The sequence below is a fragment of the Occallatibacter sp. genome, assembly GCF_049802275.1.
Taxonomy (GTDB): Bacteria; Acidobacteriota; Terriglobia; order Terriglobales; family Acidobacteriaceae; genus Telmatobacter.
Window position 1 is genome coordinate 1 of sequence record NZ_JBARMD010000677.1, and the last position, 13,933, is coordinate 13,933.

The 13,933-nt window shown below is 57.9% G+C and carries 11 protein-coding genes; 6 read left to right on the plus strand and 5 right to left on the minus strand.

Annotated elements, in window-relative coordinates:
- Window positions 1-414, minus strand: a 414-nt coding sequence (locus WA354_RS22795; RefSeq protein WP_472815322.1) for a DUF4126 domain-containing protein, incomplete at its 3' end; no start/stop codon positions are given.
- 137 nt (window positions 415-551) lie between these two features.
- The gene (locus tag WA354_RS22800) at window positions 552-2,327 is read right to left on the minus strand and encodes a VWA domain-containing protein (protein ID WP_472815323.1); all 1,776 of its coding nucleotides are present in this window, start codon (window positions 2,325-2,327) and stop codon (window positions 552-554) included.
- 424 nt (window positions 2,328-2,751) lie between these two features.
- On the opposite strand from WA354_RS22800, the gene WA354_RS22805 reads away from it, so the two are divergent.
- The 4 genes from WA354_RS22805 to WA354_RS22820 all read left to right on the plus strand — a co-directional run bounded on the left by WA354_RS22805 (window position 2,752) and on the right by WA354_RS22820 (window position 6,373).
- Window positions 2,752-3,507 carry a gamma-glutamyl-gamma-aminobutyrate hydrolase family protein gene (locus WA354_RS22805; protein WP_472815324.1) on the plus strand — a complete coding sequence of 252 codons (756 nt, stop codon included), beginning with the start codon at window positions 2,752-2,754 and terminating at the stop codon, window positions 3,505-3,507.
- Window positions 3,504-4,181: a 16S rRNA (guanine(527)-N(7))-methyltransferase RsmG gene (gene rsmG / locus WA354_RS22810; protein ID WP_472815325.1), complete on the plus strand. Its 678-nt coding sequence runs from the start codon at window positions 3,504-3,506 to the stop codon at window positions 4,179-4,181. Before WA354_RS22805 ends, rsmG begins: the two co-directional genes overlap by 4 nt.
- Window positions 4,182-4,530: 349 nt before the next feature.
- Window positions 4,531-5,376 carry a ParA family protein gene (locus WA354_RS22815; protein WP_472815326.1) on the plus strand — a complete coding sequence of 282 codons (846 nt, stop codon included), beginning with the start codon at window positions 4,531-4,533 and terminating at the stop codon, window positions 5,374-5,376.
- 82 nt (window positions 5,377-5,458) lie between these two features.
- On the plus strand, window positions 5,459-6,373 hold the full coding sequence (locus WA354_RS22820; protein WP_472815332.1) for a ParB/RepB/Spo0J family partition protein: 915 nt from the start codon (window positions 5,459-5,461) through the stop codon (window positions 6,371-6,373).
- A gap of 94 nt (window positions 6,374-6,467) precedes the next feature.
- Here WA354_RS22820 and WA354_RS22825 read toward each other — a convergent pair whose 3' ends face one another.
- Together WA354_RS22825 and WA354_RS22830 are read right to left on the minus strand one after the other, a co-directional pair.
- The gene (locus WA354_RS22825) at window positions 6,468-7,790 is read right to left on the minus strand and encodes a TonB family protein (RefSeq protein ID WP_472815327.1); all 1,323 of its coding nucleotides are present in this window, start codon (window positions 7,788-7,790) and stop codon (window positions 6,468-6,470) included.
- A 136-nt stretch (window positions 7,791-7,926) separates the two neighbouring features.
- The gene (locus WA354_RS22830; RefSeq protein WP_472815328.1) at window positions 7,927-9,372 is read right to left on the minus strand and encodes an aldehyde dehydrogenase family protein; all 1,446 of its coding nucleotides are present in this window, start codon (window positions 9,370-9,372) and stop codon (window positions 7,927-7,929) included.
- Between the two features lie 117 nt (window positions 9,373-9,489).
- Between WA354_RS22830 and WA354_RS22835 the strand changes: the two genes are divergently transcribed.
- Both WA354_RS22835 and WA354_RS22840 read left to right on the plus strand, forming a co-directional pair.
- On the plus strand, window positions 9,490-10,194 hold the full coding sequence (locus tag WA354_RS22835; protein WP_472815329.1) for a DNA-3-methyladenine glycosylase family protein: 705 nt from the start codon (window positions 9,490-9,492) through the stop codon (window positions 10,192-10,194).
- A gap of 104 nt (window positions 10,195-10,298) precedes the next feature.
- Window positions 10,299-12,794, plus strand: a complete 2,496-nt coding sequence (locus tag WA354_RS22840) for a DUF3536 domain-containing protein (RefSeq protein ID WP_472815330.1) — start codon at window positions 10,299-10,301, stop codon at window positions 12,792-12,794.
- Window positions 12,795-12,805: 11 nt separating this feature from the next.
- Here the strand turns inward: WA354_RS22840 and WA354_RS22845 are convergent.
- A partial coding sequence (locus WA354_RS22845) for an amino acid--tRNA ligase-related protein (RefSeq protein ID WP_472815331.1) occupies window positions 12,806-13,933 on the minus strand: 1,128 nt, incomplete at its 5' end.

The window sequence follows — 13,933 nt, forward strand, 5'->3', positions numbered from 1 at the left end:
GATTATCGCAGCCGGCAGGTCACGCTCGAAGAGAGATGACAGCCATGAACGAAACGCCGCGCCGCCCTCTGTGCCGACCACAGCGCCGGCCAAACCGAGCAGAGCTCCCAGCGTCGTGCGACGTGCAACAATCCCGATCGCTGCCCCAGCCAGGCCGCCGCTCACGAGGCGTGCCGCGAATGCCGCTGTCATCTTGCGGCTCGGCGTCATCGGCAGCTTGTCAATCACAAGCTCCGCCAGCGCCATCACTGCGATCAGCCGACCCAGATTCTGGCTTTCCGCAAACGCAAGTGGCGTATCTCTCACACACAATGTTCCCGCCCGAACCGCGCGCGTCACCGTAGCCGCCGGAAGCATCGTTCGCGCACCACCCGCCACGCCCAATAGGAATGCACAAGCCAAGGGCACTCGCATTGAATTCCTCCTGTTTGTACGATGACGCTGGAGCGCTCTGCCGTTGCTGCTGCATCGAGCCGGCAATCTCGAGACTCGGAACTAGCGGCTTGACTTCGACGTGCGATACTCCGATTCTCGGAGAGCAGCGCCACGACTCAGTTGCTCTCGCCCATTTCCTTATGTGCACCTGCCTGCGCCGTGTGCGTCTCCTGTTTCAACGGCAGCCTCACTTCCAGCGCCCCGGTGCGATCGTTTTGCGGGTTGCGCACAACAACACGAATGTAGGCGGCACCGGGAGGCACTTCGAGTTGCTGAACTGCAACGAAACGAGTATCGACCTTGCCGTCGGGCCGCCGTTCGCTTGAAATTGCACCCTTGTTGAGGATGCTGTTCAAGAGCGTGCCGTCGCTGTTGTATGCGGCAGCAGCAAACTCCAGAACCGGTACTCTCTGCTGTGTTGCCGTGGCCCTGAACTGTGGATCGATTACGTCGTAGTTGATTACATACTGCTGCAGGTCCACAGGCGTCAGCGGCTTCGGATTCTTGCTCTTCTTGCGCGTACGAAAGTAAGCGGGCGAATCTTCCAGCTGCTTCATCTCTTCCGCACTCGCCATACGCGGTTGGCCGTTCGTGGACATGTGCGCGATGAACAGCAGGTCATGCATCAACGGCGCGCCATGCTCGACTGTGGCGAACAGCGTATCGGCCTTCTTCGCCGCAAGGAATCGTTGCTGCACCACCTGCTTGGCATGTGATTCCTGGACCTCATCGTCCGATACCCCGTAGTAGAGAGACCGATAGGTCAGCACATAGTTTTTGTTCTTGTCCGCTAAGGTCACGCGGATGTGCCGCTCCGAGCCGTCGTATTTTGTATTTGTCGGCGAATAGGTCAATGAGTAATAGCTCTCGCCGTTTTCCACGGCCTTGTCGAGCAGTTCCGCAACTCTATTGTTGCCGTAGTACGCATGACCACCGGTTGCCGCGGCAATGTCATCCATGTATTCGTAGTTGGTCAGGGAGTCACCGCCAGCCACCACGCCGGTTAGATCCACGGGATAGAGAGCCACCTGGCTGCTGGCCAACGCTGCGTATGCTTCCTTGATTCCCTGGCTTTGGAGATAGGTCATGTCGTTGATCTGCAGCGTTGAGCTGGAAAATCCGCCGCCCACACGCGTGTTCGAGTTGTGGCCCCTCATCGTAGGCCCGACAGGTATGGGGAACACGCTTGAGAGCCACAGCAGGTTCTTCCTGCCGGGTATCCCGCTCATATACTCCGCAAGAAACTTCATATTGGAAAGCACGGCACCGGAGTCTTCATATCCGTAGTTGTCTCCATAAAGAAAGACATCCGGCAGATGCGGACCGGGCCCTTTCGACAGGATTGCCGCGCGCAGCAACTCGTGGTCGCTCGTGAATCCCTGCACCAGGTGCAGTCCAGCCATGTTCGCAAACAGCGCAAAGCGGGTTCCGGGTTGGGCATGGTCTACAAAATCGAGCAGCTGTTGGTGAGCTTCCATCTGCCTGGTGAGCGGTGTGTTCACCATGTCGTAGTAGAGGATATAAAGCGGTCCCTGCTCAGGAGCGGCCGGCAGATTGACATACGTGTTCGAGGGCAGCGGTGGAATCTTGGGCGGCAGAAATGAGGGAGCAGCTCCGTCGAAAAACTCAAACGATAGCACGTTCTGCGGCTTTCGATCTTCTTCTACGACAAAATCATCTCTGGTCAATCCCCGAACAACGTCGCCCTTTTTATCGAGCACGATCACGTCCAGAGGCACGCGCCGCACGTTCGATCGAAACACGTACTCGGTCTGTGCCTGCCCGCTCTTCTTGTCTGAAGAGGTTTGCGTCTGCGACCAGCTTTGCATCGCCGCAGAGATGGTAATTGCGCTCACCGCAACTGCTACGACAACAACGGAAAACCGGCCCATGACCTTATCTCCACCAATCGTTTATCGCATCGGCGCACGATGACCCTTGAATCAACTTTGTTTGCCTCGTGGAATCACATCGCATTCTACTCTGAGTTGGCTGGAAGGCCTGTGAGCTGCTTGAATATTTCCGGGGCTGCAACGACCATGAGCAGCACATCGCCGCAAGCAGATTGATAGCGAGCTTCATTGCAGCTCTTCCCACCCTGTCTCCCGCCTCCTTGACCACCGGAAGCAGGAGACTTTTTAGACTCTTGGGTAGCACCGCACGTTGCTGTAAGTAACTGATTATAGAAAGGTTAAGTCACCAATAGTGTGCATATGTATTAAACTATTTAGAATCAATAAGAAATCAGCACTAGACGGCGCTATTTAGAATCATAAGCTCACTCATAACTAAACTCGCATACACTTGAAAACGCATATGTCCATTCGTATCGCAATACCCGAGCCGACTACCGATGACGCGGCCTACAACGCGCGTTCCCTTCCTCCTTATCTGGCAGCGCTCCAGTCTGCCGGTGCGATCCCGGTCGTGATTCCACTCCATGAACGCCCGGACCGGGTGGCTCGGATCCTCGCCGGAACTCAAGGGGTCCTTCTTCCTGGAAGCGGCTTTGACGTTGACCCAGAGCGCTACGGCGAAGAGCGAATTCCAGCTTGTGGTCCGGCCGACCCTGGCCGCACCGCAGTTGATGAGCTCCTGCTGCAGGACGCGTTCAATCTGCACAAACCGGTCTTCGCGATTTGCCATGGAGCTCAAACGCTAAACGTCTGGTTGAATGGCACCCTCATTCAAGATTTGAAATCGCTCCTGAATACGCCGGTGGATCACGCTCCCGGTCGGGCGGTGGTGAATGCGCACCCGATTCGGATTGCGAGCGGCACGCGCTTGGCTTCAGCGGCAAGCGGCGCTCTCCAGACGGAATGCAATTCCAGCCATCACCAGGCAATCAGCCGTGCAGGCGACAATCTCCGCGTTACAGCCGTATGCCCGCTGGATGAGGTGATCGAGGCCGTCGAGCTCCAGTCCCCAGACCACTTCGCAGTAGGAGTGCAGTGGCACCCCGAGCGCACCTATACGACGAGTTCTCTCTCACGCGCTCTCTTCACGGATTTTGTTCGCGCTGCTGAAGCCTGGCACCCGCGCCCCATTGAAACCTCAGTCACCTGCAGATGAACCAAGATCGAATCAATCTGGATCGAATCAGCCGGGATCGAAGCGACGCAGGCCGCTCCAGTATCAATCACCTTCTGGCGACTGCGGATCTCAAACCGCTCGATGTGAACGCGACGGCGAGGTTTGAAGAGTATCTGGCGCTGATCCTTCGCTGGAATTCCAGAATGAATCTGACGGCAATTCGCGATCCGGAACAGATTCTCTGCCGGCACTTCGTCGAATCCATAGCCTGCGCACAGCATTTGCCTGAAGGTATCGGTTCTTTACTGGACTTTGGGAGTGGCGCTGGCTTTCCTGGGATTCCCATAGCCCTTTGCCGCCCGGAGATCGCAGTTACGTTGGCTGAATCGCAAAGCAAGAAGGCTGCGTTCCTGCAAGAGATCGTGCGTACCCTTGGTCTGAATGTCAGCGTCTTTGCCAAGCGTGCCGAACTACTTGCAAGACCCTTCGATTGTGTGACACTTCGTGCCGTAGACCGTATGGAGCAGGCAGTTTCGGCGGCCGCTAACCTGATCGGAGCCGGAGGGCGGCTCGCGATCCTGACCACCCGCGCACAGCTTCTTCATGTGCAGAAATCGGCAGGTCCTGCGTTTAGATGGATTGATCCATTCCCAATACCAGGCTCGGACCAGCGCGTTATGGTGCTTGCATTCAAAGCCGGTTCCTCCTCCTGATTATTGAAAAGCGACCTAGAGCGGCGGTCGAGAACCAGCTCAGAATCGATGTTCCACGTGGAACGTGCCTGCCAATCTACCTGGAAAGCCCGTACGTTCCACGTGGAACATACGTTCCCGACGAGCCCTGATTGTTACAACACGGCACGCCTCCGGCCATAGTTTTCCACCGGGTTGCTTTCTCGTCGCCTCAAATTCTCTGAAATGATAAAAATCGTGCAAGCAAATGATTTGCAAAGGCTTGTATAGGCAGCCGGAACCCGGCATTTAGAGCTTTCCACAGCTGGGACGCGTTCTCCACAGATTCACCTCCGCACGCCACGCCTCCCTTCCTTTAACCTGAAACGCTATGGGAAAGATCCTCGGCGTCGTAAACCAAAAGGGTGGTGTAGGCAAAACGACCACCGCCATCAATCTTTCCGCGTGCCTTGCTCTTGAAGGTCTCAAGGTGCTCCTCGTCGATTGCGATCCCCAGGCCAACGCCTCCTCTGGCCTCGGCGTTACCCGCGACGATAATCGACATTCCATCTATGACGTCCTGGTCGGCGATTCCGAGGCCGAACAGGTCATCCTGCCTAGCGGAGTCGAGAATCTATGGATTTTGCCTGGTTCCAAAAACCTGACCGGCGCCAATATTGAACTTACTAGCGCTGCAGATCGAGCGGTCCGCCTCCGCGAAGCCCTGGCACCGGTCAGAGGGAAATACGACATCGTTATTCTCGATTGCCCCCCGGCCCTCGACCTGCTGACCCTCAACGTTCTCGTTGCGTCTGACTCGCTGATCGTGCCGATGCAAGCCGAATACTTCGCCCTCGAGGGCATTACCGAGCTCATTTCCACCCTCGAAAGGGTGCGCGCCGCCTTCAATCACAACGTGGAGATCGAAGGCGTCCTGCTGACCATGTATGACGACCGCACGAACCTGGCGCAGCAAGTCCGGGAAACACTCCGCGAGCACTTCCGCGATCGGCTCTTTATCACCGCGATCCCAAGGAATATTCGCCTTGCTGAGGCTCCAAGCCACGGCAAACCTGTGGCAATCTACGATTCGCGGTCTCGCGGCACCGAGGCCTACTTTGAACTGGCTGGCGAGTATCTTGCCCGCAACCGCATCGAGAGCCCAAAGAGCATCGAGCGCAAGGTTGCCGCGAACTCAAAACCCAAGGCCGAGGTTCGCTTCTGGCCATACTCCTGAACGCTTCCTAACCGGGCTGCGCTCAATTTGATCGATTCACCGTGAATTCACCGGCAAATCAGCCGGTTTGAGGGACTTGATGATGAACACCGCCACCGACAACAAACGCCGCGCTCTCGGCAAGGGTCTCGACTCCTTGCTGCCTCGCGTCAACAGTCAGCCCGCTCCAGCACCGATCCACGTACCCACTCCCATTGAAACCGAGGGTGGCAAGCCGCGCGAGATACCTGTTGAAGAGATCGACCGCAATCCCTTCCAGACTCGTACCCACGTGGACGAAGGAGAACTTGCCGAACTTGCCGCCTCTATTACCGCAAATGGGGTCGTGCAGCCGATCCTCGTTCGGCCCCTAGCCAGTGGTCGATTTCAGCTCATCGCCGGCGAACGCCGCTGGCGCGCCTCGCAGCTTGCCGGCAAGAAAACCATTCCGGCCATTCTGCGCCAGGTCTCCGACGAGCAGGCACTCGAAATCACCATCGTTGAAAACCTGCAGCGCGCCGATCTGAACCCGATGGAGCAGGCGCGCGCCTTTGAGCGGCTCTCCCGCGAGTTTCATATGACGCAGGAACAGATCGCCACGCGGACCGGCAAAGATCGCGTTTCAGTTTCCAATTTCATGCGCTTGCTCAGCATGCCAGACGGCGTGCAGAAGCTCGTCGAATCCAACGCGCTGACCTTTGGCCACGCTAAAGTATTGTTGGGTTTGAAGTTACATCCAGATTTCGAAAAGACTGCGCAGAGGGTCTCCAATCTTTCGCTTTCTGTTCGCCAGACAGAAACCCTGGTTCAAGGCATCCTGTTCCCTGAAAAAAATAAAAAGGAACCCAAGCCCGAAACACCGGTCGACCCTAACGTGAAAGAGGTTGAAGAGCAACTGCAACGCGCTCTCGGCCTCAAGGTCCATATCGAGGATAAGAATGGTCGCGGCCGCGTCATCATCGAGTACGGCGATCTCGCCGACTTCGATGGATTGCTAGAGCAGTTAGCCACCAAATAGACGTCGCAGGTTTGCAGTTCGCATCTGTGCACACTGCTTAATCGCATGCGGTACATATGCAACTTTCGGGTTGCATATCAACTGCGCCATGTTTCTACGGATTCGCCTCCACGAGAGTAACATCCACGCCATCCCGCTTGAATTTATAATGCAGCAGCCAGGTGCTGGCAACAGCTCGTCCGTTTTGCGTTGGCGGTTTGAACTTCCAGTTGCGAGCCGATTCCATCGCGATGCGCGCGAAATAAGCGCTGGGGCCGTGCGATGCAAATTCAGCATTGGTCACAGCGCCGGTCGTGTCGACGGTGACGCGAACTTCGACGCTGACCGTGCCGCGAATTGTGTTGCTCGCCTGGCGTGAAACATCCGGTATAACACGATCAACCACCTCTCCCTTGGCGCTCTCTGGCATTGCGGTCGGTGGTGCAGGCGCCGGCGACTCGGGTTCTGCCGGCGGCGCCTGTTTAATCGTCTCAGTCTGCAGTGGTGCTGTTTGTGTTTTATGGCTGCGCATTGCGAGCCCGATGATGATGGCCATCAGTAAGACAAATCCAACGATCAGCGGGATCAGGGGGAGCCGCGAGGGTGAGGATTTCTCGGTGACCTTCGGAGACTCTGGGGTCTCTGCCGGCGTCTCTGGCGAAACCAGCTTCTTCTTTCCCTGAAGCAGTACGTGGATATCGTTCAGCGTGCATCGGCGCGCAGGATCGGTATGCAGACATTCCCGCACAATCTCGTCAAATGGCTTTGGCAGAGAAGCCGGCACCACAGGGGCTGAATCGCTCGCGGAATCCCATAATGGCAGCTGTTGTGTAAGGGATTCGACGACCGTCACGCCCACAGACCAGATATCGGCCGATGGCCCCGCCTTTGTAGTCGTCTCAGGCGCATCATGAACATCGCTACTGCTGAACCCGAGTGCAGGGTTTCCGGACGCGATCGCGCCATCCGCCGACAACTTCACTTCGTTTTCGACTACCAGGATGTTGGATGGCTTAACGTGCCCGTGCACAAGCCCGTTGGCGTGGAGATATGAGAGCGCGTCGAGAACCGGCTCGAGCATCTGCCTGGCTTCGTCAGGGGTTAACGCACGCTCCGGAATGATCTGCGAGAGTACTTCCTCGGCGAGCTCGGTCACAATGTAGACCAGGCTCTCGTCGTCGATCTTCGCGCGGCCGTAGTGCAGGATGCGCACAAGGTGTACGTGCGACAAAGACTTTGTTGCTGTCCAGGTGGAGAGCCGGTCTTCCGCCAGGGCCGGGACGGAGAACAGCTTAATGACAGCTTTCCGGGACCCGGGGCCATCAAGCTCGGTGACGAACGTGCTGCTGGTGCCGGATCCGCCCAGCCACTCGAGGAGCGAAAATCTCCCGTCGATGACCCGGCCAACCCAGTCGCCGCGAATCGAAACTGCATTCATGGCCTAATCAGTGTAGACGAGCAAGCTCGTGATAGTTCGAACAACGGCTGAAGAGGTCTCAAGAAGAGAACGTGGCAGAGTTACTGGGTTTTCTGCGCGAGCACACTTTCCTTTCTCACCGAGAACGGTGATTCACCTAGCTCATGCCCGACATCACCAGCATCCGCGGCTCCGTCATCTCCTCAATCGCCGACCGTAAGCCCTCGCGGCCCAGCCCTGAGTCCTTCACCCCTCCGTACGGCATCGGATCCAGTCGCCAGGCCGGCGTATCGCCCACGATCAGCGCACCTACTTCCAGTTCGCGATAGGCCGTGAGAATGCGCCCCGCATCACGCGTGAGCAGTCCGGCCTGCAATCCGAACCGCGAGTGGTTGACCTCTGCCAACGCCTGCTCAAAATCGACGTACGGCTCCACCACCACTACCGGCCCGAAGGCCTCTTCGTCGCGAATCTTCATTCCCGCTTTTGATCCGGTAAGAATCGCAGGCGCAATCACCGAACCCACCCGCTCGCCTCCGGCAATCAGGCGCGCGCCACCGTCGACCGCCTCCTTGACCCAGCTTTCGATGCGGTCTGCTTCACCAGGCCTTACCAGCGGCCCAACTTCCGTCGCTTCGCTCTTTGGATCGCCCGAAACCAGCTTGCCCGCGATCTCCACAAGCTTCCAGATGAACGTCTGAAAGATGCTCTTGTCGACAAAGATGCGCTGCACACTGATGCATGACTGTCCAGCATAGCCAAAAGCGGCGTGGGCTGTGCGCTCCGCCGCAGCGTCCAGATCGCGATAGTCGCCATGAATGATAAGAGCCGCATTGCCGCCCAGTTCCAACAAGACGCGCTTGCGTCCTGAGTGCGCCTTCAGTTCCCAACCCACTTTGGCTGACCCGGTAAAGCTCACCAGCTTGATCCGATCTTCCTTTTCCGCGAGCCATGCAGTATCGGCGTTCTTCAACGGCAGCACTGCGAGCGCCTCTTCCGGCCAGCCGGCTTTCAGAATCACTTCGCCCAGCGCCAGCGCGGTAAATGGCGTCTGTGGCGATGGCTTGATCAGGATCGGACAGCCTGCGGCAATCGCCGGCGCAGCCTTGTGCGCAACCAGGTTCAGCGGGAAATTGAAAGGCGTAATCGCCAGCACCGGACCGACCGGAAAACGCTGTACGAGTCCCCAACGATTCTCGTTTCCCTCGGTCAAATCGAGAGGAATCGTCTCGCCGCCAAGCCGCGCCGCCTCTTCCGCCGCCGTCTTGAACGTGAGCACCGCGCGATCCACCTCGGCACGCGCAAGCCGGATCGGCTTACCCGCTTCGGCAACGATGAGCTGAGCAAAGCGATCCTTCTGCTCAATCAGAGCCGCCGCAATATCTTCAAGGATCTCGCGTCTTTTCCAGCGAGGGAGAGCACGCGTACGGCGCAGACTGGCTACCGCGTGGTTTACAGCTTCGCGCGCATCGGCGCGTGTCGCAAGCGTCACCTTGCCGATCAGGCCCTGATCCCACGGCGAGCGCACTTCAATGGCGTCGCCCTCGCTCCACTCTTTGCCGCACATCAGAAAGCCGGTTTGCGTTCCTGGACGCATTTTCATAAGAACGATTGCTCCTCGCTTTGAAGCTCTTCCCTAGATGATAGAGGTGAGACCCGCGTTTGGGGGCGGCTGCGTGGTCGATTCTCCCCGCCATGCGGCACGTTACACTGTTCGCCTATGATCCACGACGGAAAGAGCAGAAAACTTCCCTTTGATCCCGCCGAAGCCATCGCGCACTTGAAGGCCTGCGATCCCAAGCTGGGCGCGCTCATCGATAGAGTCGGCGAATTCAAGCTGCGCCTGGATGCTGCTCCTTCGCCCTTTGAATCTTTACTCGAATCCATCCTCTATCAGCAACTTCATGGCAAGGCCGCAGCCACTATTCATCGCCGCGTGCGCGAATTCTTCCATGGCGATCCGACTCCACAGCAGCTGCTCGATACACCGGACGAGCCATTGCGCGCTGCTGGCGTTTCCGGAAACAAGATCAAGGCCATGCGCGATCTCGCCGCCAAGACGATCGATGGAACCGTGCCGACTCACAAGGCCATTCTCAAGATGCCCGACGCCGATATTGTCGAGCGCCTCACTGAAGTGCGGGGTATCGGTCCGTGGACCGTCGAGATGCTGCTGATCTTCCGCATGGGCCGGCCCGACGTCCTCCCGGTAACGGATTACGGCGTGCGCAAGGGATTCGCGCTCACCTTTCAGCGCCTGCCCAAGAACAGGCCCATCGAAGCCTCTGATCTCCCGAAACCCGATGCAGTCTTCAAGCGCGGGCAGAAATGGCGGCCATTCCGCTCGGTGGCAAGCTGGTATCTATGGCGCGCATGCGACCTGGTCAAAGCGACGCCGCCCGCGGGGCAGCCCAGCCTACAATAATATTGAAAAGCTACTATCGCATCGAGGCAGAAGATCCGCCGCACGGTCTAAGCACTGGGCGCTTTTAGCTAGAGGCTAGAAGCCAGCAGCTAGGAGCAGTTCTCATGGCACCGACCAGACGATTCATATGTATTCATGGGCATTTCTACCAGCCTCCGCGCGAAAATCCCTGGCTCGAAACTGTCGAGACGCAGGATTCAGCCGCCCCCTATCACGACTGGAACGAGCGCGTCTGCGCCGAGTGTTATGCCACCAATGGCGCCGCCCGCACAGTGAACAACAAGAACCACATCATCCGCATAGTGAACAACTATTCACGGATGAACTTCAACTTCGGTCCCACATTGATGAGCTGGCTGAAGGAAAATGCGCCCCGCACCTATCGCATGATTCTCGATGGAGAACGTCGCGGACGGAAGCATTTCAACGGCCACAGCTCGGCCATGGCGCAGGTCTACAACCATGTCATCATGCCGCTCGCCAACCAGCGCGACAAGATCACGCAAATTCGCTGGGGCATTGCCGACTACGAAAGCCATTATGGCGCCATACCCGAAGGCATGTGGCTTTCTGAAACAGCGGCCGATACTGAGTCACTGGAGCTTCTCGCACAACACGGAATCAAGTTTACGATCCTAGCGCCAAGCCAGTGCAGGCGCATCCGGCCACTGAAATCGGACGCTTCCGCATCCGAGCCGGCATGGACCACGCCGCTCAGCAATTCCGTGGATACGACTCGGCCCTACCTGCTGCGCTTCGACTCCGGCGTTTCTATCGCAGTGTTCTTCTACGACGGCCCCACCTCGCGCGCAATCGCTTTTGAAGGCCTGCTGAATTCCGGAGAAAACTTTGCCGCCCGTTTGAAATCGCAATTCAAAGACACCACACAGCCCCAGCTGGAAAGCGTGGCAACCGACGGCGAATCCTACGGGCACCATCATCGCCACGGTGAAATGGCTCTGGCTTATGCGCTGCGCCTTCTTGAGCAGGACAAGACCGTCACGCTGACCAACTACGCAAGTTTTCTCGAGCAGTTTCCGCCGGAGTGGGAGTGCGAAATTGTCGAAAACACCTCATGGAGTTGTGCGCATGGCATCGAGCGTTGGCGTTCAAACTGCGGATGCAACAGTGGCACGCCGGGATGGAATCAGCAATGGCGAGCACCCCTGCGCCAGGCTCTCGATGAATTGCGTGACGCGATTGCGCCTCTTACAGAGCAGGAGGGTGCGAAACTCTTCACCGATGTGTGGGCCGCGCGCGATGGATACATCGATGTGATTCTCGATCGCAGCGAGGAAGTTGTAGATCGCTTTTTTGAGGATCATCAGGATCGCAAACTCACCTCGGAAGAACGCGTACGCGCCTTGCAGCTGATGGAGATGCAGCGCCAGGCGCAGCTGATGTACACAAGTTGCGGCTGGTTCTTCGACGACATCTCCGGAATTGAGACAGTACAGGTCATCGCCTACGCCACGCGCGCTCTACAACTCGCAAAAGAGTTGTTCGGCGAGCAGGCCGCAGCTCTTGAACCTGCATTTCTTGCGCGCCTTGCCCAGGCCAGGTCCAATGCTCCCGCAGCCGGCGATGGTGCGCGCATTTACAAAGAGAAGATCGTGCCGATGCAACTGGGCCTCGAGCAGGTTGCTGCACATTACGCCATCAGCAGCGTCTTTTCATCGTTTGCCGAAGAGACTGAGCTGTTCTGCTTTCGTGTGCGCCGTGTGTCCTACGACGTTTACACATCAGGCCGCGGAAGACTCGCCCTCGGTCGGGCACATGTCATCAGCGCGATTACGGGCAAAGCGCAGACCTTTAGCTTTGCCGTCCTCCACTTTGGAGACCAGAACATCACTGCGGCGGTTAAGCCTTACAGCGATGCGGACTCAACCGATTTCGATGCCTTCTCAGCAGAGGCGGCCGAGCAGGTTCAGCGCGCCGATTTTCCCGATGTCATCCGCCTCATCGATCGCTACTACGGTCACGTGGACTACTCGCTTACCTCGCTCTTCAAGGATGAGCAGCGCCGCATTGTGCAGCTGATTCTGAACTCGACGTTGTGGGACATAGAGAGCTCGCTGACAAACATCTACGAGGATCACGCCAGCCTCTTGCACTACCTTTCGCAAGCCGGGTTGCCAAAGCCGCCCGCGCTCACGCTCGCTGCCGAGTTCGCCATCAACGCAGGCCTGCGGCGCGCCCTCGAGGGCGACCCAATTGATCAGTCCCTGCTGCGTTCATTTCTTCAACTGGCAAAAGCTGACAAAATCCATCTCGACACCACCACGCTCTCCTACATTGCAGACCAGCGCATGAAACGCGCGATGGTCGAGCTCCAGATGTCGGCCGGATCGCTAGAGATGCTAGACCGTGCGCTCAGTCTGGCGCACACCCTGGTCGAATTGCCGTTTGAGCTGAATCTCTGGCAGGCGCAGAACATCTGGTACGAAATTCTCCGCACGTCGAGCTATGCGCTAACTTCGCAGATCGCCGATGACCGCCCACGCTGGGACAGGGACTTCAATGAGCTCGGCAAATGCCTCTCCATCGAGACCACCGCCATCACCGCCCCTGATCAATTGGTGGAAGCCACGGGGGACTGAATTTGCCGTGACTAGCTCTTTCCGGCTACGCGTATGTGCAGCTCCTTCAGTTGCTGTTCCGGAACGGTCGTCGGCGCATCGGCCATTAGATCAATCGCCTTGGCAGTCTTCGGGAACGTAATCACCTCGCGCAGGCTTGGCGCGCCCGCCAGCAGCATCACTATGCGGTCGAGTCCCAGCGCAATCCCTCCATGCGGCGGAGTGCCATACTCCAGCGCATCCAGGAAAAACCCAAACCGCTTCCTCGCCTCATCGTCCGAAATACCAAGCGACGCAAAAATCTGCTGCTGCACATCTTTGCGGTGAATCCGGATCGAACCCGATCCAAGCTCCAGCCCGTTCATCGCCAGGTCGTAGCAGTCTGCGCGCACTGACGCCGGATCGCTGACGAGGTTGGCCATGTCCGCTTCATAAGGCGCCGTAAACGGATGATGCGCCGGCATCCATTTCCCGCTCGCGAGGTCGTACTCAAACATCGGGAAATCAACAATCCAGATCGGGTGAAACGCCTGCGAAGCGTCCAGTTTTTTGCCACTGCGCGGGTCGGCGTCGGCCACTGCCTGATCGGTAATCTGAAAGGCCTTGTGCCGGTCCGCATACTTCTTCGCCAGCTCGCTACGGAAGTTTCCAGCGGCGGCATAAACATTGATCTCCCGTTCGCTCAGCCGGCCTTCAAACTTCGTGTCGCTGGCCTTGATATGGTGCGTCGGATCGCCCACCACCACGATCACGAAATCGCCTTCGGCCGCGCCGGTCAGCTCATGGATCTTCGTGACAGTGTCAGGCAGGCTCTTCGCCAACCGCTTGAAGTCGTCGATAAACTTCGCACCCTTGTTCTTGTCGAACATGGGATGGTTGTCCTCGCGCTCCTTGCGGCTCAGTTCGCCAACTTTCGGGATGCGCAGCGCCACGACCGGCAGCGCCGGATCGATCTGCAGCGTCGCCAGCGCCTCCTCAGGAAACGCCGACCGCACATCCGTCAGCCCCGGCAGCCGTAGATCCGGTTTGTCCGACCCATATTGCCGGATCGCATCGTCGTACGTGATTCGCGGAAAAGGCGTAGGCAACGTCATGCCCGCCGCAGCCCAGGCCGCCGCGCAGAACTTCTCCACCACCGCAAACACGTGCTCGCGACGCGG